The following is a 24,806-nucleotide window of genomic DNA, read 5'->3' on the forward strand; positions in this document are numbered from 1 at the left end:
GTCCCGGGACGGGGTCCCTCAGGAGAGGACCTGCCGCTTCGCCGAGATGACCCCGGTGTTGAAGCCGGCCAGGTGGAGGCCGCCGTGGAAGCGGGCGTGCTCGATCTTCAGGCAGCGGTCCATGACCACGCGGAGGCCCCCCTCCTCGGCGATCCGGGCGGCTCCCTCGTGCCAGGAGCCCAGCTGCAGCCACAGCGTCCTCGCCCCGACGGCCACGGCGTCGCGCGCCACGTCCGGGAGGTCGTCGTGGCGCCGGAAGGCGTCGACGAGGTCGGGGGTCTCCGGCAGGTCCGCCAGGGACGGGTAGACCGGCCGGCCCATGATCTCCCGCAGCACCGGGTTGACGAAGTACACCCGGTACGGCGAGGAGGACAGCAGGTACGTGGAGACGAAGTAGGAGGCGCGGGAGGGCTTGTCGGACGCCCCCACGATGGCGATCGACTCCGTGCTGCGCAGCAGGTTCAGCCGCTCGGGGGCGCTCGGGCCCTGCCAGGTGCGGGTCTCGGCGGTCATCGGAGTGCTCCTTCGACGGTCGGGGCGGACGCCCGGGCGAGCCCGGTGGCCGCGGAGAGGGCCTGGTCGAGGTCCCAGAGGATGTCCTCGGCGTCCTCGATGCCCACGGAGATGCGGATGAGGTCCTCGGACACCCCGCCCACCTGCAGCTGCTCGGGGCTGAGCTGCTGGTGCGTGGTGGAGGCGGGGTGCAGCACGAGGGTGCGGGCGTCGCCGATGTTGGCGAGGTGGCTGGCCAGCTGCAGGTTCTCGATGAACCGCTCGCCGACCTGCCGCCCGGTGAGCTCAGAGGTGGCCGTCACGCCGAACGAGAACACGGAGCTCACGCCCAGCGGCAGGTACTTCCGGGCCCGCTCGTGGTGGGGGTGGCCGGGCAGCCCCGCGTAGTTGACGTAGGAGACCCGCGGGTCCTCCGCCAGCCACTGCGCCACCGCCGAGGCGTTGGCCAGGTGGGCGTCCATCCGCTGCGGCAGCGTCTCGACGCCCTGCAGGAGGTTCCACGCCGACTGCGGGGACAGGGCCGGGCCGATGTCCCGCAGCTGCTCGGAGCGCAGCCGGGTCAGGAAGCCGTACTCGCCGAAGTTCTCCCACCAGGAGACGTTGTTGTAGGAGGGCACGGGCTCGGTCATGGACGGGAAGTTGCCGTTGCCCCAGTCGAAGCGCCCGGACTCGACGACGACACCGCCCAGCGTGGTGCCGTGGCCGCCCAGGAACTTGGTGGCGGAGTGGATGACGATGTCCGCGCCGTGCTCGATGGGGCGGATCAGGTACGGCGGGGTCATCGTGGCGTCCACCACGAGCGGGATGCCGGCCGCGTGGGCCACGGCCGCCAGGCCCTCCAGGTCGGCGACCTCCCCGGAGGGGTTCGCGACGACCTCGGTGTAGACGGCCTTGGTGTTCGGCCGCAGCGCCGCCCGGTAGTCCTCCGGGTCCGTGCCGTGCACGAACGTGGTGTCCACGCCGAAGCGGCGCAGCGTGACGTCGAGCTGGGTCACGGTCCCGCCGTAGAGCTGCCCGGCGGCCACGAGGTGGTCGCCCGCCTGGGCGAGCGCGGCGAAGGTTAGGAACTCCGCGGCCATCCCGGAGGCGGTGGCCACGGCGCCGATGCCGCCCTCCAGGGACGCGATGCGCTCCTCGAACGCGGCGACGGTGGGGTTGCCGATCCGGGAGTAGATGTTGCCGTACTTCTGCAGGGCGAACAGGTTGGCGGCGTCGTCGGCGTCCTTGAAGACGAACGAGCTGGTCTGGTAGATCGGCACCGCGCGGGCGCCGTGCTCGGCGTCGGGGGTGCCCCCGGCGTGCAGGGCGCGGGTGCGGAACCCGAACTGGTGGTCGGCCATGGGAAGGACTCCTCGTGCGAGTGGTGCCGCTGGTCGGTCCCGGGCGGAGACGTCCCGGCGGGGGTGCCGGGAGTGCGCTGCTCCATCGGTCCTGGCGGTAGCACCGTGCGGTCTGCGACGTCGACCACGGTTGCTGCGGCGTCGTCGATCCAGGTCTCTCGGCCGCTCGGGATGGCTGTGCTCCATTCTGCGGGTCCGGGTGCCGGAGCGCCAGCCGGGCCCCGCGGGGTGCCGGCGGGCTATGCTCGGCACCAGTCGCGGAGCGCAGCCGCCTCCGCGGTCCGACGACGCTGCGGAGGAATCTCGTGACCGGCACACGGCAGTACACCATCGACGTCATCGCCGGCGACGGCATCGGCCAGGAGGTCATGCCGGCCGCGCTGCGCTGCGTCGACGCCCTCGCGGACGCGCACGGCTTCGCCGTGCGCTGGCGCGAGCGGGACTGGGGCTCGGACCACTACCGGGCGCACGGGAGGATGATGCCGGCCGACGGCATCGAGCAGCTGGCCTCCGGGGACGGCGTCCTGCTCGGCGCGGTCGGCGCCCCGGACATCCCCGACGACGTGACCCTGTGGGGGCTGCTGATCCCGATCCGCCGGGAGTTCCACCAGTACGTCAACCTCCGGCCGATCCGGATCCTGCCCGGCGTCACCTCGCCGCTGCGCGGGCTGGACGAGCTGGACCTCGTGGTCGTCCGGGAGAACATCGAGGGGGAGTACTCGGAGGTCGGCGGCCGGCTCTACCGGGGCCGGCCCGAGGAGATGGCCGTCCAGGAGTCCGTGTTCACCCGGGCGGGGGTGACCCGGATCGCCCGCTACGCGGCCGAGCTGTCCCGGCAGCGCTCCGGGCGGCTCGTCTCGGCCACGAAGTCCAACGGGATCATCCACACCATGCCGTTCTGGGACGAGGTCGTGGAGACCACGGTCGCGGAGTACCCGGGCGTGACGGTCGAGAAGGTGCTCATCGACGCACTGGCCGCCCGGATGGTGCTCAAGCCGCGCAGCCTCGACGTGATCGTGGCCTCCAACCTCTTCGGCGACATCCTCTCCGACCTCGCCGCCGGTGCCGCCGGGTCCATCGGGGTGGCGCCCAGCGCCAACCTGAACCCGGAGAAGACCTACCCGTCGATGTTCGAGCCGGTGCACGGCTCCGCCCCGGACATCGCCGGGCAGGGCATCGCGAACCCCGTGGGCACGATGTGGGCCGCCGCCATGATGCTGGACCACCTGGGCGAGGGCGAGGCGGCCCGGCACCTCGAGTCCGCCTTCGAGCAGGCCATGGCCGGCGGCACCCTGACCGGGGACCTGGGCGGCACGGCCGGCACCGAGGAGTTCACGCAGGCCGTGCTGGCGCGCTGCGGCACGACCCCGTAGCGGGGGCCCGGTCCGGCCGGGGCGGGCACGGCGGCGCGGGGGCGGGGTCAGCCCTCGTCCGCCGCCCGCCGGGGGAAGCGGTTGCGCAGGTTCTCCCGCGCCACCGCGGAGAGGTTCTCGACCGGCAGCCCGGCCGGGCAGACCTCCACGCAGTCGCCCAGCAGCGAGCAGGGGCCGAACTCGTCCTCGGCCGCGGCGAGCACCTTCGCGGAGCGCTCCCGGCGCTCGGCGTCGTGGGTGGCCAGCGGCGGCAGCTCCCGCAGCATGGTGCCCACGAACAGCTGCCCCGAGCCGTTGGGGCAGGAGGAGATGCAGGCCCCGCAGCTGATGCAGCCGCCGTTGGCCAGCGCCTTCATCGCCACGGGGAACTTGGCCGCCTTGGCCACCCGGCGCAGCGCCTTCTTGTCCACCGAGAGGTCCTGCTTCACGGGCAGGGACGCCGCCTGGAGCGGCTCGATCCGCACGCGGTCCCCGTCCCGGTAGGCGCCCAGGTGCTGCATGCAGCTGGCCGCGTTGCGCTCGGGGCCGTGCGCCACGCCGTCGACCGTCACCCCGCACTTGCCGCACACGCCCTCGCGGCAGCCGTCGTCGAAGGCGACGGGCTCCTCGCCGGCGGCCGCCCGCAGGGCGTTGATCCGGTCCAGGAGCTCGAGCACGGTCATGTCCGGGTCGGCGTCCGGGACCACGTGGGTGGCGAAGTGCCCGGGCTCGTCCGGTGCGGACTGGCGCCACACGTCCACGGTCAGGGAGAAGGTGCTCACTCGCGGGGTTCCTTTGTCGTCGTCGGGGGGTCGTCCGGGAAGGGGTCAGCGGACCGCGCGCGTGAGCACGGCCACCGGGATGGTGGTGTTGCCGAGGGCCACCGCCGCGCCGAAGGCGTTGGCGCCGATCCGCAGCCGCCGCTGGGTGCGCCGGTCGCTGCCGGCCCCGACGTCGTTGGCGATCTCCGGGATGCCGTGCACGAGGTGCGCGGCGAGCGCGGCCATCGACACGGCGTACGCGAGCGCCACGGGCGGGCGGGACAGGCTCGCCACGAGGTTGGCGTACGCGCTGCCGTGGGCGAAGTCCCGGGACGCGGCGGGACGGGTGCCCGTCGTCAGGTCCAGGACGTGGAAGGCGGTGAACAGCCCCAGCACGCCGCCGGTGCTGCGCATCGAGCGGCGGGCCACCTCCCACGGGGAGCGGCGCCGTCCGCGCGGCCGCCGGGGCCGCCGCGGCAGGAGCGTGCCGTTGGCCCGCCAGGCGCGGGCGGTGAGCATCCCCGCCGCCCCCACGTGCACCGCCAGGCTCGCCGTGAGGACCGCGCGCGCCCCCCAGAGCACGGTGCCGCGCGGCAGCACGGGAGCCCCGGCGGTGCGGAGGAACTCGGCGTAGGCGTTGAACTTCTCCTCGCCCTGGTAGATCTTCAGGTTGCCGAGCATGTGCACCAGCACGTAGCCGGAGAACACGGCGCCGGACCCGGCCATGCCCAGCTTGAGGTCGGTGCTGGACAGCTCGGGCAGCGCGGCCGGGAGGGGGACCCGGGGCAGCTGCGGCAGGGGGCGGCGCCGGCCCGGGGCGGGGGCGGCGGGGGCGGCGGGGGAGGGGCTCACGGTGTTCATCCTAGGAGTCCGGCGCGGGGCTGGTCACACGGCTCAACCTGGGGTCATCCGGCTTGACGGCGCGGGGCCGGGCGGTCCGGGCACCCCGGGGGTCAGCCGCGCGCCGCCAGCACCTCGGCGATGCGCTCGAGCGACTCCTCGTTCTGCAGGGACGAGCGGTCGCCGAGCGGCTCGCCCTCCCACAGCTGGGCGAGGAGCCGGCGGGTGATCTTCCCGGAGCGGGTCTTGGGCAGGTCCGGGACCGCCACGACGGCCCGCGGCTTGGCGATCGGGCCGATCTCGTGGGCCACGTGCTCCCGCAGGGCGGCGGTCAGCTCGTCCGGCGGCACCGACCCGGCCTCGGGCGTCAGCACGACGTACGCGAGCACCGCGTGCCCGGTCAGCTCGTCCCGCACGGGCGCGGCCCCGGCCTCCACGACCCACGGGTGGGTGACGAGGGCGGACTCGATCTCGATGGTCGACAGCCGGTGCCCGGAGACGTTGATGACGTCGTCGACCCGGCCCAGGATGTAGATGTCGCCCTCCTCGTCGTAGCGGGCGCCGTCCCCGGCGAGGAACCAGCCCTGCTCGGCGTAGGCCTGCCAGTAGGAGGTCAGGTAGCGCTGCGGGTCACCCCAGACGGTGCGCGCCATCGACGGCCCGGTCCGGTCGACGACGACGAAGCCCTGCACCCCGGGCGGGACCGTCGCCCCGGCCTCGTCGACCACGCGGGTGGAGAGCCCCGGGACGGCGCGCGTGGCGCAGCCGGGCTTGAGGGCGGTGTGCGGGGCGCCCTCGTCGAACGTCCCGGGGGGCGCGAACTGGGGGTCGTGCGGGCGCGGGGACATCACGGTCGCACCGGTCTCGGACTGCCACCACGTGTCCACGAACGGCACCTCGTCCCGGCCCAGCTGCGCGCGCAGCCAGCGCCAGGCCTCCGGGTTGACCGACTCGCCCACGGAGCCGAGCAGCCGGACGGAGTTGAGGTTGTACAGCGGGGGGACGCCCTTGGGGAACGCGCCCATCAGCGAGCGGATCAGGGTGGGCGCCGTGTAGTAGGTGGTGACCCCGTAGCGCTCGATCACCTCGAAGTGCCGGCCCCAGTGCGGGGTGTTCGGGGTGCCCTCGTAGATGACCTCGGACACGCCGTTGACCAGCGGGCCGTAGATCTCGTACGTGTGCGCGGTGACCCAGGCGAGGTCGGCGGTGCACCAGTGCACGGTCGAGTCGACCTTGGCGGGGTCGTTGCCGGTGGCCAGCTCGTCGGGGCGCAGCCGGCCCCGGTCGTCGCGCACGTCCGGCAGGAGGTCGAAGAGCAGGGCGTGGGTGTAGGCGGCCTGCACCAGGTAGCCGCCCATGGTGTGCACCAGGCCCTTGGGGCGGCCGGTGGTGCCGGAGGTGTAGATGATGAACAGCGGGCTCTCCGCGTCGAAGGCCTCGGCCTCGTGCACGTCGGACTGCTCGGCCACCAGCTCGTGCCACCACACGTCGCGCCCGCGCGTCCACGGGACCGCGTCCTCCTCCTTGGAGTGCGTCCCCCGGGTCCCGCGCGGCAGGTCGCTGCGGCCCGGGCGGGAGGTGCGGCGCACCACGACGACGTGCTCGATCGCGTTGTCCCCGCCGCACGCCTCGTCGGCGACGGCCTTGACGGGCACCACGGCCCCGCGCCGGTGCTGCCCGTCCGTGGTCACGAGCACCTTCGCCCCGGTGTCCTCGACGCGGAACCGCAGGGCCTCGGCGGAGAACCCGCCGAAGACCAGGGAGTGCACGGCGCCGATCCGGGCGCAGGCCAGCGTGATGATGACGGTCTCCGGGATCACCGGCAGGTAGATCACCACCCGGTCGCCCCGCTCCACGCCCAGGGCGAGGAGGGCGTTGGCGGCCCGGGACACCTCGCGCTGCAGGTCCGCGTAGGTGTAGACCAGCCGGTCGCCGGGCTCGCCCTCGAAGTACAGGGCCACGTGGGCGCCGCGGCCCGCCTCGACGTGGCGGTCCACGCAGTTGTGCGCCACGTTGAGCTTCCCGCCCTCGAACCACGCCAGCTCCGGGACCGACCAGGTGGGGTTGCCGTCCGCGTCCTGCCCGATCCGCCGCGGGCCCTCGAAGCGGTGCGCCGTGGTCCACGGCTGGGCCCAGTCCAGCCGGGAGGCCTGGGCCTCCCAGAAGGCGACGCGGGCGGTCTCGGAGACCAGGGCCGGGTTCGGGGTGGGGGAGAGCGGGTCGCTCCAGCTGGCGTTCACGGTGCTGCGGTCCTTTCCTGGCGGCACGGGCGTGCCCGGTGTGTGCCCACTGTGCCAGACGGGGATGTCAGGCCCATTTCTTCACGGCCCACTTCTCGAACACGCCGAGCAGGGCGTCGGAGAGCTTGCCGAGCACGGCCAGCAGGACGATCGCCAGCAGCAGTCGGTCGGTGCGGCCGTTGTTCTGCGAGTCGGTGAGGAGGAAGCCCAGTCCCATGGACGCGCCCAGCAGCTCCGCGGCCACCAGGAACAGCCACGCCTGGGCCAGCGCCAGGCGCAGCCCCGAGATGACCGAGGGCATGACCGCCGGCAGCTGCACCGTGGTGAGCAGCCGCAGCCCGTGCACCCCGAAGGCCCGGGCCGCCTCGAGCAGGTTGCGGTCCACGTGCTGCAGGGCGGCCGAGACGGTGGTGTGGACGGGGAAGAACGCCCCGATCGCCACCAGTGTCACCTTGGAGTCCTCGCCGAGGCCGATCCACAGCAGCAGCAGCGGCACCCACGCCAGTGAGGGCACCGCCCGGAAGGCCCCGATCGTGGGGCCCACCAGGGCGGAGCCCCAGCGGGAGAGCCCGATGAAGGAGCCCGCCACCAGGCCCAGCCCGGCGCCGATCAGGAAGCCGATGAGCACCCGCTGGGTGGAGATACCCACGTGCGTCCACAGCTCGCCCCGGGACAGCAGGTCGGCACCCGCGGCCAGGACCGCCGGCGGGGCGGGCAGCTGGACGGCGCTGAAGACCCCGGCGGTGGACAGGGCGTGCCACAGCACCAGCAGCGCCGCGGGCAGCAGCAGGCCGAGCCCCGCGCGCAGCAGGGGGCGGCGGCGGGGCGGCGTGACGGGGGCGGGCGCCGCGCCCGGCTCCTCGGCGCCGACGGGGTGCCCGATGCCGGCGGCGTCGTCGCGCACGGCGTCCCCGGACGGGCTCAGCGGCGTCGTCACCGCCCGGCCTCCGCGCCCTCGGCGGCCTCGGCCACGCGGGCGGCGTCGGCGGCCTCGGCGTAGGAGTCCTCCACGAGCCCGGACAAGGCCTCGTCGATCTTTCCCTGGCCGGTCACGTCACCGGAGTCCACGAAGATCGGGCCGACCTTCTCCAGCACGGCCAGCTGCTGCTCGCCGGGCACGTGGTCGATGTCCAGGTGGGTGCGTCCGAGCACCTGCTCGGCCACGGACAGCTCGATCCCGGCCGCGTCGGCGAGCAGCTGCGCGGTCTCCTCCGGGTGGGCCAGCGCCCAGTCCCGGGCGTAGGCGTAGACGTCCACCACGGTCTGCGCCGCCTCGGGCTGCTCCTCGAGGAAGTTCTCGTGCGCGTTGAGGAAGCCGTAGGTGTTGAAGTCGACGTTGCGGTAGAACAGCTCGGCGCCGTTCTGCTCCGCGGCGGCCATGATCGGGTCCAGGCCGGACCAGGCGTCCACCTGGCCGTTCTCCAGCGCGGCGCGGCCGTCGGCGTGCTGCAGGTTCTGGATCGTGACGTCGGCCGCGTCCACCCCGCCCTCCTCGAGGGCCTGGAGCAGGAAGAAGTAGGGGTCGGTGCCCTTGGTGGCGGCCACGGTGCGGCCCTCGAGGTCGGCCACCGAGTCCACCCCGGTGCCCGGGGTGGTGACGAGCGCGGACCACTCCGGCTGCGAGTACAGGTCGATCACCTTGATCGGGGTGCCGTTGCTGCGGGCCAGCAGCGCCGCGGATCCGGCGGTGGAGCCGATGTCGACCGCCTCGGCGCGCAGCGCCTCGTTCGCCTTGTTCGAGCCCGCGGACTGCACCCACTCGACCTCGGTGCCCTCCTCGGCGAAGGCGGCCTCGAGCCAGCCCTTCTCCTTGATCACCACGGAGAGCGGGTTGTAGGTGGCCCAGTCGACCGTGACCTTCTCGGCGGCCCGGGCCTCGCCGGAGCCCTCCCCGGCCATGCACCCGGTCAGGGACAGGGCCAGGACGGCGGCGAGGGCGGGGACCGTGCGGGCGGGGCGCGGGGACAGCGGCATGGTGGGGCCTTTCGTGGTGGGGTGGGCGTGCCGGGCGGACCCGGCGCGGCACGGCGCCGTGCCGCGCCCGGGGGAGCGGGGCGGGGTCAGCGGGTCGCGGGGTGGTGGGCGTCGACGCCCAGGTGGCCGAGCAGCTGCACCCGCAGCTCGGCGAGGACCTCGGAGGCCCGGTCCCGGGGACGGTCGCCGGGCACGGGGAGCACCGTGCCGATCGAGGCGGGGGCGGTCGGGCCGGAGCGGCCCAGGACCACGATCCGGTCGGCCAGCTGCAGCGCCTCGTCGACGTCGTGGGTGACCAGCAGCACGGTGGTCGGCTGCGCGGCGTGGACGGTGAGCAGGAGGTCCTGCATCCGCAGCCGGGTCAGGGCGTCGAGCGCGCCGAAGGGCTCGTCGAGCAGCAGCACGCCGGGGTTGCGGGCCAGCGCCCGGGCCAGCGACGCGCGCTGGGCCATGCCGCCCGAGATCTCCCGGGGCCGGTGGTGGGCGTGGGCGGTCAGCCCCACCAGGTGCAGCAGGTCGTCGATCACGGCGTCGGCCTCGGCCCGGCCCAACCCGGAGGGCACCCCCAGGCGGACGTTCTCGCGCACGGAGCGCCACGGCAGCAGCCGGGGCTCCTGGAACGCCACGGCGCAGCGCGGGTCGATCCCCGAGACCGGGGTGCCGTCGATGAGCACCCGGCCCGCCGAGGCGGTGTCGAGCCCGGCGGCGGCCCGCAGCAGCGTGGACTTGCCGCAGCCCGAGGGCCCCAGGATCGCCAGGACCTCTCCGGGGCGGGCGGTGACGTCGACGTCGTGCAGGACGTGGTGGCGGTGCCCGCCGGAGGCGAAGGTCTTGCCGACGTGCTCGAAGGCCACCGAGAACGCACGCTTCGCGGTGGCCGGTGCGGCGGCGGACGGTGCAGAGCCCAGCAGGGAGGTGCCCATGATCAACTCCATCGGTCCTGGCATTAGCACCTCGCACGGGGATCGGACGGATCCGTGCCGGTTGCTGCGACGTCGACGAGCCAGGTCTCTCAGCCGCTCCGGATGGTTACCGCCCCATTGAACGTGCTCGTCGGGCCGCCTGGCAAATCGCTGCGCGGGCCGTCATGGTCGGAAACGGTGGCACGCCGCGCCCCCGTGCCGCACCATGGACCCATGACGAGCCGGAACACCTCGACCCGGGCGGACCTGGTCCGCGACGCCTGCACGGCGTTCGCGGCGGTCCTCGACGGGCTCGGGGAGGACGACTCCTGGGCGCCCACCGGCTGCCGCGGGTGGGCGGTGCGCGACCTCGCCCACCACTGCGCCGCGGACGCGGTGCGCGGGCTCGTCGCCCTGCACACGCCCACCACGGCCCGCCCGGACCGGGACGCCGCCACCTACTGGGCGGACCGGGGCGCGGACCCCGCCGCCGCCGAGGACCGCCGCCGCACCCGGGCGGCGGCGAGCCTGTACCCGGACTGGGAGCAGCTGCGGGGGCACTACCGGGAGTCGGCGCGGGCGCTCGTGCACGCGGCGGAGCGCTGCCGGCCCGGCGGGACGGTCCGCACCCGGGGGCACGTGCTTCGGGTCGAGGACCTGCTGAGCACCCTGGCGGTGGAGGCCACGGTGCACCACCTGGACCTCATCGAGCACCTGGAGGGCTGCCCGGGGCCGGCGGCGGACGGGCTGGCCGAGGTCCGCCGCGTGCTCATCGACCTGTGGGAGCGGGAGCCGCCCGAGCACTGGAGCGACGAGCACTTCGCCCGGGTGGGCACCGGGCGCGCGGCCCTGCCCGCCCGGGACCGCGCGGAGCTGGGCCCCGGGGCCGACCTCCTCCCCCTCTTCTCCTGACCCCTCCTCTCCTGGCCCCTCCCGTCCCGCCGGGGCGGCGCGTGCCGGCGGGACGTGCCCGCCCCATGGCCGTCGGCCGCCACCCCGGGACACGGATGCGGACACGTTGCGGACACGGTGCAGGCCCGTGCGGGACGGGAGCGGCCCATCCGTGCCAGGGTGGGCGCATGAGCCGCAACGACCCCGCCGTGGTCGACCGCCTGATCACCCGGCCCGGCCGGTGGGCCGTGGTGGGGCTGACCGGGAACACGGCCCGGCCCGCGCACCCGGTCGCCCGGCGCATCCGGGACGACCTCGGCATGACGATCGTCCCGGTCAACCCGAAGGGCGAGGCGGTGCACGGGGAGCCCGGTTTCCGCACGCTCGCCGAGGTCCCGGGGCCGATCGACGTGGTGGACTGCTTCGTCAACTCCCGCCGCGTCGGAGCCGTCGTGGACCAGGCCATCGCCGCCGGCGCGAGCGCCGTGTGGCTGCAGCTGGGCGTGGTGGACCACGCGGCCGCGGCCCGCGCCGCCGCGGCCGGGCTCGCGGTGGTGATGGACACGTGCCCGCTGATCGAGCTCGGGGCGCGGCTGCGGCAGGGCTGGGTGCTGGACCCGCGGCGCACCCCGCCGCTCGTCCCGCCGGCCTGACGGCTTCCGCCACCCTGCCGTGCACCGGGGCCCGAGGGGTTGCCCCGCCTGCGGGGGGAGCCGCTAAGCTGGTCCGCGACGACGATGACGAGTCCCGGCGCGAAGCTCTGGCTGGCCGGGCGGCAACCCTCTCCCGTAGCGGGGTGCCCCAGATGAACATCGGGCCGCGGTGCACCCGCCCCGCGGCAAGTACGGCGCGCACGAGTGCGTCGGACCCGCGAGCAGGTCTCCACGACGCACGGGCGCGGGTCGCTGAGCGACCCTGGAGGTCCCCGTGAGCAAGCGCATCGCCCTGAACGCCTTCGACATGACCTGCGTGGGGCACCAGGCTCCGGGGCTGTGGAAGCACCCGCGCTCGCGCGCCGACGAGTACAACACCCTCGAGTACTGGACGGACGTCGCCCAGGTCCTGGAGAAGGGCCTCTTCGACGCGATGTTCCTCGCCGACGTGGTCGGCTACTACGACGTCTACCGGAACTCCGCGGCGCCGGTGATCAAGGACGCCACCCAGATCCCGGTCAACGACCCCTTCATGCAGATCTCCGCGATGGCGGCCGTGACGAAGCACCTCGGCTTCGGGGTGACCAGCGCGATCACCTACGAGCAGCCGTACCCGCTGGCCCGGAGGTTCGCGACCCTCGACCACCTCACCAAGGGGCGGATCGGCTTCAACGTGGTGACGTCCTACCTGAAGTCCGCGGCCGAGAACCACGGGCTGACGGAGCAGATCTCCCACGACGAGCGGTACGAGATCGCCGAGGAGTTCATGGACGTGTGCTACAAGCTCTGGGAGGGCTCCTGGGAGGACGGCGCGGTCAAGCGCGACCGCCGGAACGGGGTCTTCGCCGACCCGTCCCTCGTGCACCCCATCCAGCACCACGGCAAGTACTTCGACGTGCCGGGCATCGGGCTGACCGAGCCGTCCCCGCAGCGCACCCCGCTGATCTTCCAGGCCGGCGCCTCCTCGCGCGGGCGCGCGTTCGCCGGACGGCACGCCGAGGCGGTGTTCGTGGGCGGCATCCGCCCGGACCTCACGCGCGTGGTCACCGACAAGCTGCGCGACGAGGCCGAGGCCCAGGGCCGGGGGCGGGACGACCTCAAGATCTTCGCCATGCTGCACGTGATCGTCGACGAGACCGACGCCAAGGCCGAGCAGAAGCGCCGCGACTACGAGCAGTACGCGGACGCCGACGGCGCCCTGGGGCTCGTGGGCGGCTGGTCCGGGGTGGACCTCGGCCGCTACGACGAGAACGACGTGCTGGAGTACATCAAGACCGACTCCATCCAGTCCTTCCTCACCCCGTTCACCACCGCGGACCCGAACAAGAAGTGGACGGTCAAGGAGGTCGCCAAGCACATCTCCATGGGCGGGATGGGCGTGCCGATCGTCGGGTCCCCGCAGACGGTGGCCGACGAGCTGGAGCGGTGGATCGACGACGGCGGCCTCGACGGCATCAACCTCGCCTACCACGTCTCCCCGGGCTCGTTCGAGGACTTCGTGGAGTGGGTCGTGCCGGAGCTGCAGAAGCGCGGCCGCTACCGCACCGCCTACGAGGGCACCACGCTGCGCGAGAACGTCTACGGCACCGGGCAGACCAAGGTGCTCGACACCCACCCGGCCGCACGGTACCGGGGCGCCTACGCCGGCAAGCCGTCCGCCGCGGACACCCCCGCCCGCGACCTCGTGTCCTGACCCGTCCGTGACCGGTTTCCCCCGCGGCGTTTGACCTCGCGCCCCGGCGCAGTACGCTGGTGGTACCAAGCATGCTTTCCATGAACGTCCGCCCCTCCGGGATCCGCACCCGGATCACCGCAGACACGAAGGAAGCGAGGCACTACCATGACCATCCCCGCCGACCGGCCGGACCGCCGCACCACCCACCGCTCGCCCGTCCAGACCGCCGCTCTCCTCTACGGCGCGGTCTTCCTGCTCGTGGGCCTCGCCGGGTTCATCCCGGGCCTCACCTCCAACTACGACCAGCTCATGGCAGCCGGACACCACTCGGAGGCCATGCTCCTGGGGATCTTCCAGGTCTCCTGGCTGCACAACATCGTCCACCTGCTCTACGGCGTCGCCGGCCTCGCGCTGGCCCGCTCCGCCACCGGCGCGCGCAGTTTCCTGCTCTGGGGCGGCCTGGTCTACCTCGTCCTGTGGATCTACGGCCTGCTCGTGGGCCAGGAGTCGCAGGCGAACTTCGTGCCGCTGAACAGCGCCGACAACTGGCTGCACCTGTTCCTGGGCGTGACGATGGTGGGCCTGTCCTTCCTGCGCCGCGACACCCACGACCGGAACGCCACGCGCAACACCACCGGCCCGGCCTACTGACCGGCCGGCCGCACCGGCAGCGGTGCGGGACGGACAACGGCTCCCCCGCCTCGGCGGGGGAGCCGTCATCCGTCGCAGGGCCGGCCGGTCAGCCGGTCGGGGCGGCGCGCCAGCGCAGCAGGGCCGCCACGTCCGTGCTGTCCGGCAGGGCCCCGGGCGGCACGAAGACCGGGCGGCCGTCGGTCAGCACCGCGGCCCGGACCAGCGCGGCGTCGGCGGGGACCCGGCCGAGCACGCGGGCGCCCACGGCCTCCGACTCCGTCACGGCGACCCACGGCTCGGCGTCCAGCGCGAGCAGCTCCTGCTCGGCGTCCAGGTGGGTGTCGTCGATCAGCAGCGTCTCGGCCTGCGCCTGCTGCAGCGCCGAGACCACCGGCTCGAGCCCGGACACCGCCGTGGGGTCGGGGCGGCTCCGCTGCTCCGCCAGCCGTTCGAGCAGCTCGTGCTGCCGGTGGGCGATGACCTCCGCGACGCGCCCCTCGACCTGGTGGCCGAAGTCGGCGGACTTGCTGCCCTCGGCCCGGGTGTTCGCGTCCACGACGCTCACCAGGGCGCGGGTGGCCTTGGACAGCTGCTCCTCGACGAGGCCCCGGGCCCGCAGGTCCCCGGCCAGGACGACGAGCTGCGCCCCGCTCTCGGCCACGACCTTGTCGATCTGCTCGGCGACCTGCTCCGTGTTGCGCCGCCACACGTCCTCGGTGTGCCGCTGCCAGCGCCCCTGCGACCAGCCGCCGCCGGGGAACTTCTTCAGGTGCTCGGTCTCCCCCTCGATCTGCTGCTCGTCCAGGGCGCGGGCGCGGCTGGCGTACTCGAGGCAGATCTCGCCGCCGTCCCGGCCCACCTCGGCCACCACGTAGGGGAAGTCGTCCGGGCGGTGCCGGAACAGGGGCGTGAGGTCGGGCACCTCGCCCACCTCGAGCACGCCGCGCCCGGCCAGGGGGCCGGGGAGGACCTCGTCGATCTCCACGGTGCCGTCGCGCACCAGCAGGAAGCGGCACACCGGGTCCGGCACGCCCTCCGCCGGGCGCACGGCGGCCTCCACCGCGGAGAGGTCGGCCTTGGACGCACCCTGCTGCTCCAGCTCCCGGCAGACGTTCTCCGGCAGGACGTCGATGGCGTGCAGCGAGTCGACCGTGCCCGTGCTGATGTCCGTGTACACGGTGCACCAGGGGCCTGTGCTCTTGAACAGTTCGGCGTAGCGGTGGAATCGGCTCGTCATGATGGACAACTCCTGCTGTTGAGCGGTGCTTCCTGTGGTGCAGACCACGTTATCGGACGCCCTGGGGGCTGGGAACAGCGGCCGGGCCGAGTAGGGTCGGACGCACGCGACCGGTCGCCCGACCGGTGGCCCGAACGGTCCGATGACGCAGGAGGCAGCCATGAGCGACGCACCGGTTTCGAGCAGCGAGTACGACGAGGCAGACCGCCTCGAGCAGTCGATCGACGCCGAGCCCCCCGAGACGGACGACGAGGACGTCGAGGCGTCGGCGCACACGCCCGACCGCTCGGAGGCGTCCTCCCTCGAGGCGAATCCCGCCGACCTCGAGGAGCAGGACCGCGAGGTCGCGCTCGACGAGCCGGTCGAGGGCTCCACCCTCGAGGACAGCTGAGCCCGGTGCGGCGCGGGCCGGGGCGGCGGCTCAGACCGCCGACCAGCCGCCGTCCGAGGGCAGCACGACACCGTTGACGTTGGACGCGTCGTCGCTGGCGAGGAAGACGATGACGGCGGCCACCTGCTCGGCCGTGGCGGTGTAGGGGACGTTCTGCAGGAACGCCCCCATCCGCCCGGGGAACAGCTCCGAGTCCATGGGCGCCTCGATGCCGGTCTCGGTCGCGCCGGGGGCCACGGCGTTGGTGCGGATGCCGTCGGCCGCGTGCATGAGGGCCGTGTTGCGGGTCAGCCCCACCACCGCGTGCTTCGAGGCCGTGTAGGCGACGCCGGCGGCGGAGCCGCGCAGGGAGGCCTCGGAGGCCACGTTGACGATCACGCCGCGGCCGGAGGCCCGCAGCAGCGGGATCGCCGCCCGGGTCAGCCGCATGACCGCGACGACGTTGACGGCGAACACCCGGTCCCACGTCTCGTCGTCGACCTCGGCGACGGACTCGAACCGGTCCATGATCCCCGCGTTGTTGACGAGCACGTCCAGCCGGCCCTCCGCGGCGGCGAGCACCCGGCCCGCTGCGCCGACCTCGGTGAGGTCGGCCACCACGGGGAACAGCGGCAGGAGGGGCTCGTCCGCCACCAGGTCCTCCAGCCGGCGCGCCGAGGAGTCCACCACCACGACCGTGGCCCCCTCCCGGGCGAGCCGGACGGCGGTGGCGCGCCCGATTCCGGAGCCCGCCCCGGTGACGACGGCGGTGCGGGCGGTGAAGCGCTGGTCGTCCACGGTGGCTCCTGCTGCTCGGGGGCGGACGGGGAGCGCCCCCGGGGACGGGCCGCGGTGACGCCCTCCCATTCTGGGGCGCAGGCGGCCGGGAAGGACGTCCCGGAAAAAATGTGACCTGCTGCATCCGGCAGGGCCTCTCCGGCGGTAGTACGGGTGCAAGGTCGATCCCGCTCCCGCCAGGGAGCCCGTTGAAGGAGCACACGCCATGCGCAAGACCCTCTCCGCCGCCGCAGTCCTCGGCCTCGGTGCCGGCGCCCTGACCATGACCCCGGCGTTCGCCGCCGAGCACGCGGAGCTCTCCGTGCTGCACGGGGTCCCGGACACCGTCGTGGACGTGTACGTCAACGGCGAGCTGACCCTGGACGACTTCGAGCCCGGCACCCTGGCGGGCCCGCTGGAGCTGCCCGCCGGCAGCTACGACCTGGCGATCACCGCCCCGGACGCCGCGGACGCGTCGGCGCCGATCATCGGCCCCGTCACCGCGGACCTGCAGACCGGGATGAGCTACACGGCCGCGGCCCACCTGGACGCGGAGGGCAACCCCACGGCCGCCCTGTTCACCAACGACAGGTCCGAGATCGAGGCCGGCAAGTCCCGGCTGACGGTCCGGCACGTGGCCGCGGCCCCGGCCGTGGACGTGCTGGCCGGTGGCCAGCCGGTCATCAGCGGGCTCGAGAACCCGAACGAGGAGTCCCTGACGGTCGACGCGGGCACGGTCTCCGCGTCCGTGGCCGCCGCCGGCACCACCGAGCCGGTCATCGGCCCGGCCGACCTCGAGCTGGCCGAGGGCACCCACAACATCGTGTACGCGTGGGGCTCCCTCGAGGCCGGGAACCTGGCCCTCGCCGTCCAGACCCTCGAGGGCATGGAGCAGGCGCCCGGGGCCGTGCCGGGCGGCCGCTCCGGCCTGGCGGCCCAGGAGCAGGGCACCATGCTCACCGCCGGCCTCGCGGCCGCCGGTGCGCTGGGGCTCGTCGGCGCCGCCTACGGCGCCCGCCGGGTGCTCGCGGGGAACCGCCGGTAGTGCACCGTCCCGGCAGCCATGGCCCGGGCGCGCGACAGGCTGCGGCCCACCGCGCGCCCGGGCCCGCCACTCCCGGCGCCCGTCGTCGTCGCCTGGCGGCGGCGGGTGCCGGGGCCCTCGCCTCCGTGTCCCTGCTGGTCGCGGCCGGCGTCACGGCCCTCCCCGCGGAGGGCGGGCCCGCGCCGTCGGCGCCCCTGGCGGCGGGCCCCTGGGCCGCCCCGGCGCCCGTGCCGGTGCCCGCCGCCGGCTCGGCCGAGAGCGCGGCGAGGGCGCCGGACGCGGCCCCGGGCGCAGCGCGGGGCGCCGGGGCGGCCCGGGCGCAGGACCCGGCGCCGGACCGGATCCCCGACCGGGTCCCCGTCGCCCCCGCCACCCCGGCGCCCGCCCCGGACGTCCCCGCCCCCGTGCGGGTGGTGGTGGCCGGGACGCCGATCGACATGCCCGTGGTCCCGGTGGGGATCGAGGACAGCGGCGCCATGACCATCCCGGACAACCACGTGGAGCTGGGCTGGTACCGGCACGGACCGGCCCCCGGATCCGGCGAGGGCGCCGCGGTCGTCGCCGGGCACGTCGACACCCTCACCGAGGTCACGCCGATGGCGCGCCTGAAGGACGTGCCGGCCGGGACGGAGATCCGGGTGGAGCGCGCGGACGGCAGCGTCCAGCGCTACCGCACCGAGTCCGTCCGGCACGTCCACAAGGAGTCCCTCGCGGACGCGGACCTGTTCCGCCGCACGGGCGAGCCCGTGCTCCACCTCGTCACCTGCGGCGGGGAGTGGCTCGAGGACATCGGGGACTACGAGGACAACGTGGTGCTGAGAGCGGTCCCGGTGCCCTGAGGCGTGGGGAGATGCGATGTCCATGACCGGATGGCCGGCGTCCACTAGGCTGGGCGGGACGCACCCGCCCGGGTCCCGCCCGGTCGCCCGTCACCCCGACCTCCGGCCCACGAGGAGCTCTCCGACGATGCCGCCGCCGCCCCCGGAATGGGGTCCCGAGCTCGACGCCGCGTTCGCCGCGGGCGACGAGCAGGCGCTCAGCGCGGCCTACCGGCACTGCGCGGGCGTCGTCCGGGGCCTCGCCGTCCGGGCCCTGCGGGACGACACGGCGGCGGACGACGTCGTGCAGGAGGTCTTCGTCCGGGCGTGGAGGTACCGCTCCGGCTACCGCCCCGAGCACTCCTCGGTCCCCGCGTGGCTGATCGGCATCGCGCGCCGCTGCATCGCCGACGCCGCCCGGACCGCCGGCCGGGACGCGGAGCGCCGGCAGGCGGACGCCGTCCGGTCGGAGCGGGAGCCGCGGCACGAGGAGGCGGACCTGCTCGTGGACCGGCTCGTGGTGCGCGCGGAGGTCGAACGGCTGGGCCCGCCCCGGTCGACGATCATGGCGCTGGCGTTCTACGAGGAGCTCACGCACCAGCAGATCGCCCAGCACCTGGACCTGCCGCTCGGCACGGTCAAGAGTCATCTGAGGCGCGGCCTCATCCACCTGCGGACACGATTGGGAGACGCTCATGGCACACCTGAGTGAGGAGTCGCTGGCGCTCCTGGCTCTGGGTGAGGCCGGAGACCCCCAGACCCGGGAGCACCTGGCCGCGTGCCCGGAGTGCGCCACGGAGCTCGAGGCCCTCGGGCACGTGGTGCGGGCCGCCCGCGCGCAGCCGCCCGCCCCCGCCGCACCGGGACCGGGAGTCTGGGCCGCCGTCCACGCCGAGCTGGGCCTCTCCGACGCGGTCGCGGCGGACCCGCTCGCCGGCCCCGGGAACGGCGCCCGGCAGCCCGCCGAGGACGCCGCCGGCGGCGGGCACTCCGCGACCGCCGACGACGGGCGCCGCGGCGGCGCGACCGTCCTGGACCTCGCGTCCCGCCGCCGCCGCGGGGTGCCCTATCCGCTGGCGGCAGCCGCGGCCGCGGCGGCGCTGCTCGTGGGCGGCCTCTCGGTCTGGGGCGCGCAGCGGCTGGTCCCGGAGCCCGAGCCCACGGTGCTGGCCAGCGCCGAGCTGGAGCCCCTGGCCGGCTACACCGCCCGCGGCTCGGCCGAGGTGGACGAGGGGCCGGACGGGACCCGCCGGCTGGTGGTGCGCACCGACCCGGCGGACGTGGACGGCTTCAAGGAGGTCTGGCTGCTGGCGCCCGACGCCCGGCGGATGGTGAGCCTGGGCGTGATGGCCGGGGACGAGGCCGTGTTCGTGCTGCCGGCGAACCTGGACGTGGGGGAGTTCCCGGTCGTGGACGTCTCCAACGAGCCGATCGACGGCGACCCCACGCACTCGGGGGACTCCATCGTGCGCGGCGCCCTGGAGGCCTGAGCCGGGCCGTCCCGGCCCGCGGGGCCGCGCCGCGGCCGGGGTGCGCTCAGAGCAGCGCCGAGGTCAGCCGGGCCACGTTGTCCGCGTACTTCTGCCACAGCGGCCGCCGTTTCCACGCTTCGACGTCCAGCAGCGTGCTGGCCTCGTGGAACTCGGCGACCACCGCGTCCATCCGCCGCCGGAACTCGCGGTCCACGATGTACACGGACACCTCCAGGTCCAGGGCGAAGGAGCGTTCGTCCATGTTGGAGGAGCCGATCACCGAGACGTGGTCGTCCACGAGCACGAACTTGGCGTGCAGCACCGTGGGGGAGCGGTAGCGGTAGATCCGCACCCCCGCCTCGACCAGCTCCTGGTAGTAGGAGTTCTGGGCGTGGTGGGCGAGGACGTGGTCGGAGGTCTCGCCCACGAACAGCTGCACGTCCACCCCGGATTGCGCCTCGGTGGTCAGCGCGTGCATCAGCGACTCGTCCGGGACGAAGTAGGGGCTCGCGATGACGATCCGCTCGTTGGCGTTGTAGATCAGGTGGTTGAACAGGCGCAGGTTGTTCTCCGTCTCGAACCCGGGCCCGGAGGGCAGCACCTGGGCGAGGACGGGCCCCCCGACGTCGGGCACCTCGCGGGTGACCTCGTCCAGCAGGAGGTCACCGGTCTCGGAGTACCAGTCGCTCGTGAACAGCGCGTTGAGCTCGGCCACGACCGGGCCCGTGCAGCGGATCATGAGGTCCTTCCACACGAGGCCCTTCCGCAGGTTCTTGCGCTTGTTGTAGGAGCGGTGGATGACGTTCTGCGACCCGGTGAAGGCCAGGTCCCCGTCCACCACCAGGATCTTGCGGTGGTTGCGGAGGTCCGGCCGCTGCCACTCGCCCTTCCACGGCCGCACGGGGAGCATGCGCCGCCACGGGAGCCCGGAGCGGTCGAAGCGCCGGACGAGCTCCCGGTAGCCCGGGTAGCCGACCGAGCCGAGGTGGTCGACCAGCACGCGGACCCGCACCCCGCGCTCGTGCGCGCGCACCAGGGCGTCGAGGAGGACCCGGGACGTGTCGTCGACGGCCACGATGTAGAACTCGAAGTGGACGTAGTCCTCGGCCCGGTCCACCGCCTCCGCCATGACCCGCAGGCACTCGTGGCTGTCCGTGAGGATCTCGAAGGAGTTGCCGCCGACCATGGGCAGCGCCCCGAGGCGGTAGTTCAGCGCCGCGGTGGACTCGACCCAGTCCGGCAGGTGCCGGTGGCCGTCGCCGAGGATGTGCGCGTCCGGGGTGTTCTCCCGGATGACGTCGTTCATCTTGGCCTGCATCGCCATCCGCTTCCGGGGCAGCCGGGTCGAGCCGATCACCAGGAAGAGGAGCACGCCCACGATGGGCTGCAGGAAGATCGCCAGCAGCCACGCCAGCGCCACCGAGGGCCGGCGGTTGTGCGGGATCCAGCCCAGCGCCACGAGCCGCAGGATCCAGTCGAGCACCACCACGACGACGAGGATCGACTCCGGCACACCCTCCAGGGGCAGCAGGTCGTAGGGGAGCAGGCGCAGATCCACCCCGCCAGCCTATCGGCGCGGTCCGGGCGGCCGCCGTTCAGCCCGGGCGGGGTAGGACGTAGTCGACCTCCACGCCCGGGCTCTCCTCCCGGACGAAGCCCGCCGCCACCAGCACCTGCTCGGCCGGGGCGTTGTCCTCGGGCACGCTCGCCCGCACCGCGGCGACGGAGGGGTCCGCGAACGCGACCCGCAGCAGCGCCGCGATCGCCTCCTGCGCGTATCCCCGGTTCCGGCGGTCGGCCGTCAGGGAGCCCACGACCTCCAGCTCCGCGTCGATCGGCGGCCCCACGAAGCCGGCGCTGCCCACCACCTGCCCGCTCGCCTTCTCCAGGACGGCCAGCCGGGCGTAGACGGACTCCGTGAAGAAGTAGCCGCCGGCCAGCAGGGACTCGCGGGCGAAGTCCACGTCCTGCGGCCCGGGGAACCCCGCGGCGAAGTGCTCCTCCGCCTCGCCCGCGGCCACGGCGTCGAGCTCCTCGGCGGTGAACGGGCGGAGCAGGAGCCGGTCGGTCTCCAGGACGGGTGCGGGACGCAGGGCCTCGAGGTCCTCGGTCATGCTGGTGCTGCTTTCTGCGTGCGCGCGTCGCGCGGGGAACGGTGCCGAGCTTCCGAGGATACCCGCGCCGGGCGGCGCGGGTATCCCCCGGGTTCAGGCGAAGTACCTCGGCAGGGTGGCCTCGTGGGCCGCGCGGAGCTCGTCCAGGCCGATCCCGAACTCGCCCTGCACGTCCAGCGCGCCGTTCTCGGCGTCCACCACGCCGATCCGCTCGTGCGGATAGGCGCGCATGGTGCACATGTCCTTGAACCGGACCTCCTCGCTGCGCGGCACGGCCACCACGGCCCGGCCCTGCGTCTCGGAGAAGAGCATCGTGAACAGGTCCACGCCGTCGCGCTCGCACACCTCGCCCAGTCCGATGCGCGCGCCGACGCCGAAGCGCAGCGCCATCTCGGCCAGGGTCGCGGCGAGACCGCCCTCGGCGACGTCGTGGGCGGCGTCGACCATGCCGTCGCGGGACATGTTGATCAGCAGGTCGCCGAGCAGCTTCTCCCCGGCCAGGTCCACGGCCGGGGGGAGCCCACCCAGGTGCCCGCGCAGGTTCGCCCACTCGGAGCCGTCCAGCTCGTCGCGGGTGGTGCCGAGCAGGTAGATCGCCTGGCCGTCCTCGCGCCAGCCCGAGGGGGTGCGGCGGCGGACGTCGTCGAGCACGCCCAGCATCGCGACCACCGGGGTCGGGTGGATGGCCACGCCGCCGGTCTGGTTGTACAGGGAGACGTTGCCGCCGGTGACGGGCACACCGAGCTCCCGGCAGCCGTCGGCGAGCCCGCGCACGGCCTCCGCGAACTGCCACATGGTCTCCGGGTCCTCCGGGGAACCGAAGTTCAGGCAGTCGGAGACGGCCGCGGGACGGGCGCCGGAGGTGGCCACGTTGCGGTAGGCCTCGGCCAGGGCCAGCTGCGCGCCGGCGTAGGGGTCGAGGTAGGCGTAGCGGCCGTTGCAGTCCGTGGACAGGGCCACCCCGAGGCCGGTCTCCTCGTCGACGCGGACCACCCCGGCGTCGTCGGGCATGGCCATGGCGGTGTTGCCCTGCACGTAGCGGTCGTACTGGTCCGTCACCCAGTCCTTGGCGCACAGGTTGGGCGAGGCCATCAGCTCCAGGACCGCGTGCTTGAGCTCCGCGCCCGAGGGCCGGGAGGCGTCGGCGGGGGACCCGCTGAAGTGCTCGGCCTGGATCCGGTCCTGGCCGGCGGGGCGGTGGTAGGGGCGTTCGTAGACGGGGCCCTCGTGGGCGACGGTGCGCGGGTCGACGTCGACGATGACCTCGCCGTCCCACTCGATCACGAGCCGGCCCGTGCCGGTGACCTCGCCGATCCAGGAGTACTCGACGTCCCACTTGGCCATGACCGCCTCGAAGTCAGCGACCCGCTCCGGGGTCACGACCGCCATCATGCGCTCCTGCGACTCGGACATCAGGATCTCGCCCGGGGTGAGGGTGGGGTCGCGCAGCAGCACGGCGGTGAGGTCCACGTGCATGCCGCCCTCGCCGTTGGAGGCCAGCTCCGAGGTCGCACAGGAGATGCCCGCCGCGCCCAGGTCCTGGATGCCCTCGACCAGGGAGCCCTTGAACAGCTCGAGGCAGCACTCGATGAGCACCTTCTCCGCGAAGGGGTCGCCCACCTGCACGGCCGGCCGCTTGGACGGCTTGGCGTCGTCGAAGGACTCCGAGGCGAGCACCGAGGCCCCGCCGATGCCGTCGCCGCCGGTGCGGGCGCCGAAGAGGACCACCTTGTTGCCCACGCCGGAGGCGTTGGCCAGGCGGATGTCTTCGTGGCGCATCACCCCCACGGCCAGTGCGTTGACCAGCGGGTTGCCCTGGTAGACGGAGTCGAAGACGACCTCGCCGCCGATGTTGGGCAGTCCCAGCGAGTTGCCGTAGCCGCCGACGCCGGCGACGACGCCGTGCACCACGCGGGCGGTGTCCGGGTGGTCGATCGCCCCGAAGCGCAGCGGGTCCATCACGGCCACCGGGCGGGCGCCCATCGAGATGATGTCGCGCACGATCCCGCCCACGCCCGTGGCGGCGCCCTGGTAGGGCTCCACGTAGGAGGGGTGGTTGTGGGACTCGATCTTGAAGGTCACGGCCCAGCCGTCCCCGAGGTCCGTCACGCCGGCGTTCTCGCCGATGCCGACCAGGAGGTCCTTCTTCATCTCCTCGGTGACCTTCTCGCCGAACTGGCGCAGGTGCACCTTGGAGGACTTGTAGGAGCAGTGCTCGGACCACATGACCGAGTACATGGCCAGCTCCGCGGCGGTGGGGCGGCGGCCGAGGATCTTCTTGATCTCCTCGAACTCGTTGTCCTTGAGGCCCAGCTCGGCCCAGGGCAGCTCGGTGTCGGGGGTGCCCGCCGCGTGCTCGACGGTGTCCAGGTTGAAGTGCTTCTCGCTCATGGAGTGTTCGGTGTCCCTTACTTGACCAGTGCCTTGAGGGCGGAGACGAACAGGCCCAGCCCGTCCGTGCCGTCGCGCATGCCGACCTCGCCGGCGGCGGAGGAGTCCGCGCCGAAGCCGGGCTCCACCGCGTGCTCGGGGTGCGGCATGAGGCCCACCACGTTGCCGCGGTCGTTGCAGATCCCGGCGATGTCCCGGCGGGAGCCGTTGGGATTGGTCCCGACGTAGCGGAAGACCACGCGGCCCTCGGCCTCGAGGGCGTCGAGGGTGCGCTCGTCCGCGACGTACTGCCCGTCCTGGTTCTTGAGCGGGACCACGATCTCCTGGCCCTGCTCGAACTCGGTGGTCCACACGGTGGTGCTGTTCTCCACGCGCAGGCGCTGGTCCCGGCACAGGAACTTGAGGTGGTCGTTCTTGACCATGGAGCCCGGCAGCAGGTGGGACTCGGTGAGGACCTGGAAGCCGTTGCAGATGCCCAGGACCGGCAGCGGGGCGGAGCCGGAGGTGCCCGCGGCGTTCGCGCCGTCGACGATCCGCTCCATCAGCGGGGCGAACCGGGCGATCGCCCCGGCCCGTAGGTAGTCCCCGTAGGAGAAGCCCCCGGGCAGGATGACGGCGTCGACGCCCTGCAGGTCCTCGTCGGCGTACCAGAGCGGAACGGGGGTGCCGCCGGCGAGCAGCACGGCCCGCGCGGCGTCGCGGTCGTCGAGGGTGCCGGGGAAGGTGACGACACCGATCCGGGCGTCCGCGAGCGCGGCGTCCGGTGCGGGGCTGGAGAGGTCCGCGATCAGCGGGGTCTCGGCCATGC

The 24,806-nt window shown here is 73.9% G+C and carries 24 protein-coding genes and 3 riboswitches; of the genes, 10 read left to right on the forward strand and 14 right to left on the reverse strand.

From position 1 onward, the window contains the following. Positions 1–18: 18 nt before the first annotated feature. Complete coding sequence (locus ACWCOM_RS08770; RefSeq protein ID WP_454548359.1) at positions 19–513, reverse strand: CoA-binding protein; 495 nt, start codon at positions 511–513, stop codon at positions 19–21. Next, a complete protein-coding gene (locus ACWCOM_RS08775) occupies positions 510–1,853 on the reverse strand; it encodes an O-acetylhomoserine aminocarboxypropyltransferase/cysteine synthase family protein (protein WP_454548360.1) in 1,344 nt (447 codons plus the stop codon). Before ACWCOM_RS08775 ends, ACWCOM_RS08770 begins: the two co-directional genes overlap by 4 nt. A gap of 79 nt (positions 1,854–1,932) precedes the next feature. Next, positions 1,933–2,031: riboswitch (SAM riboswitch) on the reverse strand. Between the two features lie 127 nt (positions 2,032–2,158). On the opposite strand from ACWCOM_RS08775, the gene ACWCOM_RS08780 reads away from it, so the two are divergent. Then, positions 2,159–3,226, forward strand: a complete 1,068-nt coding sequence (locus tag ACWCOM_RS08780; RefSeq protein ID WP_454548361.1) for a tartrate dehydrogenase — start codon at positions 2,159–2,161, stop codon at positions 3,224–3,226. 47 nt (positions 3,227–3,273) lie between these two features. Here ACWCOM_RS08780 and ACWCOM_RS08785 read toward each other — a convergent pair whose 3' ends face one another. The 6 genes from ACWCOM_RS08785 to ACWCOM_RS08810 all read right to left on the reverse strand — a co-directional run bounded on the left by ACWCOM_RS08785 (position 3,274) and on the right by ACWCOM_RS08810 (position 9,943). After that, on the reverse strand, positions 3,274–3,987 hold the full coding sequence (locus tag ACWCOM_RS08785) for a 2Fe-2S iron-sulfur cluster-binding protein (RefSeq protein WP_454548362.1): 714 nt from the start codon (positions 3,985–3,987) through the stop codon (positions 3,274–3,276). Between the two features lie 45 nt (positions 3,988–4,032). After that, positions 4,033–4,827 (reverse strand): succinate dehydrogenase cytochrome b subunit, encoded by a 795-nt coding sequence (locus ACWCOM_RS08790; protein ID WP_454548363.1) that lies wholly within the window; start codon positions 4,825–4,827, stop codon positions 4,033–4,035. Between the two features lie 92 nt (positions 4,828–4,919). Continuing rightward, the gene (locus ACWCOM_RS08795; protein WP_454548364.1) at positions 4,920–7,046 is read right to left on the reverse strand and encodes an AMP-binding protein; all 2,127 of its coding nucleotides are present in this window, start codon (positions 7,044–7,046) and stop codon (positions 4,920–4,922) included. Between the two features lie 67 nt (positions 7,047–7,113). Next, on the reverse strand, positions 7,114–7,983 hold the full coding sequence (locus tag ACWCOM_RS08800) for an ABC transporter permease (protein ID WP_454548365.1): 870 nt from the start codon (positions 7,981–7,983) through the stop codon (positions 7,114–7,116). Continuing rightward, on the reverse strand, positions 7,980–9,020 hold the full coding sequence (locus ACWCOM_RS08805; RefSeq protein ID WP_454548366.1) for an aliphatic sulfonate ABC transporter substrate-binding protein: 1,041 nt from the start codon (positions 9,018–9,020) through the stop codon (positions 7,980–7,982). The genes ACWCOM_RS08800 and ACWCOM_RS08805 overlap by 4 nt, the downstream gene beginning before the upstream one ends. 86 nt (positions 9,021–9,106) lie before the next feature. Further along, complete coding sequence (locus tag ACWCOM_RS08810; protein WP_454548367.1) at positions 9,107–9,943, reverse strand: ABC transporter ATP-binding protein; 837 nt, start codon at positions 9,941–9,943, stop codon at positions 9,107–9,109. A gap of 5 nt (positions 9,944–9,948) precedes the next feature. Next, positions 9,949–10,052: riboswitch (SAM riboswitch) on the reverse strand. A gap of 104 nt (positions 10,053–10,156) precedes the next feature. On the opposite strand from ACWCOM_RS08810, the gene ACWCOM_RS08815 reads away from it, so the two are divergent. From ACWCOM_RS08815 to ACWCOM_RS08830, 4 genes are all read left to right on the forward strand, one after another. Then, positions 10,157–10,834 carry a maleylpyruvate isomerase N-terminal domain-containing protein gene (locus ACWCOM_RS08815; protein ID WP_454548368.1) on the forward strand — a complete coding sequence of 226 codons (678 nt, stop codon included), beginning with the start codon at positions 10,157–10,159 and terminating at the stop codon, positions 10,832–10,834. 167 nt (positions 10,835–11,001) lie between these two features. Next, complete coding sequence (locus ACWCOM_RS08820) at positions 11,002–11,466, forward strand: CoA-binding protein (protein WP_454548369.1); 465 nt, start codon at positions 11,002–11,004, stop codon at positions 11,464–11,466. 83 nt (positions 11,467–11,549) lie between these two features. Beyond that, positions 11,550–11,664, forward strand: a riboswitch (SAM riboswitch). Positions 11,665–11,740: 76 nt separating this feature from the next. Beyond that, the gene (locus tag ACWCOM_RS08825) at positions 11,741–13,159 is read left to right on the forward strand and encodes an LLM class flavin-dependent oxidoreductase (RefSeq protein ID WP_454548370.1); all 1,419 of its coding nucleotides are present in this window, start codon (positions 11,741–11,743) and stop codon (positions 13,157–13,159) included. 147 nt (positions 13,160–13,306) lie between these two features. Next, a complete protein-coding gene (locus ACWCOM_RS08830; RefSeq protein ID WP_454548371.1) occupies positions 13,307–13,792 on the forward strand; it encodes a DUF4383 domain-containing protein in 486 nt (161 codons plus the stop codon). A gap of 88 nt (positions 13,793–13,880) precedes the next feature. Here the strand turns inward: ACWCOM_RS08830 and ACWCOM_RS08835 are convergent, their stop codons facing one another. Then, entirely contained in the window at positions 13,881–15,011 is a 1,131-nt protein-coding gene (locus tag ACWCOM_RS08835) for a baeRF2 domain-containing protein (RefSeq protein WP_454548372.1), read from the reverse strand. Between the two features lie 160 nt (positions 15,012–15,171). On the opposite strand from ACWCOM_RS08835, the gene ACWCOM_RS08840 reads away from it, so the two are divergent. Next, entirely contained in the window at positions 15,172–15,402 is a 231-nt protein-coding gene (locus ACWCOM_RS08840; RefSeq protein ID WP_454548373.1) for a hypothetical protein, read from the forward strand. Between the two features lie 30 nt (positions 15,403–15,432). Here ACWCOM_RS08840 and ACWCOM_RS08845 read toward each other — a convergent pair whose 3' ends face one another. Beyond that, entirely contained in the window at positions 15,433–16,179 is a 747-nt protein-coding gene (locus ACWCOM_RS08845) for an SDR family NAD(P)-dependent oxidoreductase (RefSeq protein ID WP_454548374.1), read from the reverse strand. A gap of 205 nt (positions 16,180–16,384) precedes the next feature. Between ACWCOM_RS08845 and ACWCOM_RS08850 the strand changes: the two genes are divergently transcribed. From ACWCOM_RS08850 to ACWCOM_RS08865, 4 genes are all read left to right on the forward strand, one after another. After that, positions 16,385–17,203 (forward strand): DUF4397 domain-containing protein, encoded by an 819-nt coding sequence (locus ACWCOM_RS08850; RefSeq protein ID WP_454548375.1) that lies wholly within the window; start codon positions 16,385–16,387, stop codon positions 17,201–17,203. Positions 17,204–17,328: 125 nt separating this feature from the next. Next, on the forward strand, positions 17,329–18,042 hold the full coding sequence (locus ACWCOM_RS08855) for a class F sortase (RefSeq protein WP_454548376.1): 714 nt from the start codon (positions 17,329–17,331) through the stop codon (positions 18,040–18,042). 127 nt (positions 18,043–18,169) lie between these two features. Further along, positions 18,170–18,733: an RNA polymerase sigma factor gene (locus ACWCOM_RS08860; RefSeq protein WP_454548377.1), complete on the forward strand. Its 564-nt coding sequence runs from the start codon at positions 18,170–18,172 to the stop codon at positions 18,731–18,733. Beyond that, the gene (locus ACWCOM_RS08865) at positions 18,717–19,511 is read left to right on the forward strand and encodes an anti-sigma factor (protein ID WP_454548378.1); all 795 of its coding nucleotides are present in this window, start codon (positions 18,717–18,719) and stop codon (positions 19,509–19,511) included. The genes ACWCOM_RS08860 and ACWCOM_RS08865 overlap by 17 nt, the downstream gene beginning before the upstream one ends. A 46-nt stretch (positions 19,512–19,557) precedes the next feature. Here ACWCOM_RS08865 and cls read toward each other — a convergent pair whose 3' ends face one another. The 4 genes from cls to purQ all read right to left on the reverse strand — a co-directional run bounded on the left by cls (position 19,558) and on the right by purQ (position 24,804). Next, positions 19,558–21,051, reverse strand: a complete 1,494-nt coding sequence (gene cls / locus ACWCOM_RS08870) for a cardiolipin synthase (protein ID WP_454548379.1) — start codon at positions 21,049–21,051, stop codon at positions 19,558–19,560. A gap of 37 nt (positions 21,052–21,088) precedes the next feature. Next, positions 21,089–21,607 (reverse strand): GNAT family N-acetyltransferase, encoded by a 519-nt coding sequence (locus ACWCOM_RS08875; protein ID WP_454548380.1) that lies wholly within the window; start codon positions 21,605–21,607, stop codon positions 21,089–21,091. A 93-nt stretch (positions 21,608–21,700) separates the two neighbouring features. Further along, complete coding sequence (gene purL / locus ACWCOM_RS08880) at positions 21,701–23,998, reverse strand: phosphoribosylformylglycinamidine synthase subunit PurL (RefSeq protein WP_454548381.1); 2,298 nt, start codon at positions 23,996–23,998, stop codon at positions 21,701–21,703. Between the two features lie 17 nt (positions 23,999–24,015). Further along, positions 24,016–24,804 (reverse strand): phosphoribosylformylglycinamidine synthase subunit PurQ, encoded by a 789-nt coding sequence (gene purQ, locus ACWCOM_RS08885; protein WP_454548382.1) that lies wholly within the window; start codon positions 24,802–24,804, stop codon positions 24,016–24,018. Between the last annotated feature and the right edge of the window lie 2 nt (positions 24,805–24,806).

This window comes from Kocuria sp. KH4, from assembly GCF_053711175.1.

What these genes read in the sequence shown, in the direction of transcription:
- ACWCOM_RS08770 (WP_454548359.1), bottom strand. Translation starts at nt 513, where the DNA reads ATGACCGCCGAGACCCGCACCTGGCAGGGCCCGAGCGCCCCCGAGCGG.
- ACWCOM_RS08775 (WP_454548360.1), bottom strand. Translation starts at nt 1,853, where the DNA reads ATGGCCGACCACCAGTTCGGGTTCCGCACCCGCGCCCTGCACGCCGGG.
- ACWCOM_RS08790 (WP_454548363.1), bottom strand. Translation starts at nt 4,827, where the DNA reads ATGAACACCGTGAGCCCCTCCCCCGCCGCCCCCGCCGCCCCCGCCCCG.
- ACWCOM_RS08805 (WP_454548366.1), bottom strand. Translation starts at nt 9,020, where the DNA reads ATGCCGCTGTCCCCGCGCCCCGCCCGCACGGTCCCCGCCCTCGCCGCC.
- ACWCOM_RS08810 (WP_454548367.1), bottom strand. Translation starts at nt 9,943, where the DNA reads ATGGGCACCTCCCTGCTGGGCTCTGCACCGTCCGCCGCCGCACCGGCC.
- ACWCOM_RS08815 (WP_454548368.1), top strand. Translation starts at nt 10,157, where the DNA reads ATGACGAGCCGGAACACCTCGACCCGGGCGGACCTGGTCCGCGACGCC.
- ACWCOM_RS08820 (WP_454548369.1), top strand. Translation starts at nt 11,002, where the DNA reads ATGAGCCGCAACGACCCCGCCGTGGTCGACCGCCTGATCACCCGGCCC.
- ACWCOM_RS08830 (WP_454548371.1), top strand. Translation starts at nt 13,307, where the DNA reads ATGACCATCCCCGCCGACCGGCCGGACCGCCGCACCACCCACCGCTCG.
- ACWCOM_RS08835 (WP_454548372.1), bottom strand. Translation starts at nt 15,011, where the DNA reads ATGACGAGCCGATTCCACCGCTACGCCGAACTGTTCAAGAGCACAGGC.
- ACWCOM_RS08840 (WP_454548373.1), top strand. Translation starts at nt 15,172, where the DNA reads ATGAGCGACGCACCGGTTTCGAGCAGCGAGTACGACGAGGCAGACCGC.
- ACWCOM_RS08850 (WP_454548375.1), top strand. Translation starts at nt 16,385, where the DNA reads ATGCGCAAGACCCTCTCCGCCGCCGCAGTCCTCGGCCTCGGTGCCGGC.
- ACWCOM_RS08860 (WP_454548377.1), top strand. Translation starts at nt 18,170, where the DNA reads ATGCCGCCGCCGCCCCCGGAATGGGGTCCCGAGCTCGACGCCGCGTTC.
- ACWCOM_RS08865 (WP_454548378.1), top strand. Translation starts at nt 18,717, where the DNA reads ATGGCACACCTGAGTGAGGAGTCGCTGGCGCTCCTGGCTCTGGGTGAG.
- ACWCOM_RS08875 (WP_454548380.1), bottom strand. Translation starts at nt 21,607, where the DNA reads ATGACCGAGGACCTCGAGGCCCTGCGTCCCGCACCCGTCCTGGAGACC.
- purL (WP_454548381.1), bottom strand. Translation starts at nt 23,998, where the DNA reads ATGAGCGAGAAGCACTTCAACCTGGACACCGTCGAGCACGCGGCGGGC.
- purQ (WP_454548382.1), bottom strand. Translation starts at nt 24,804, where the DNA reads ATGGCCGAGACCCCGCTGATCGCGGACCTCTCCAGCCCCGCACCGGAC.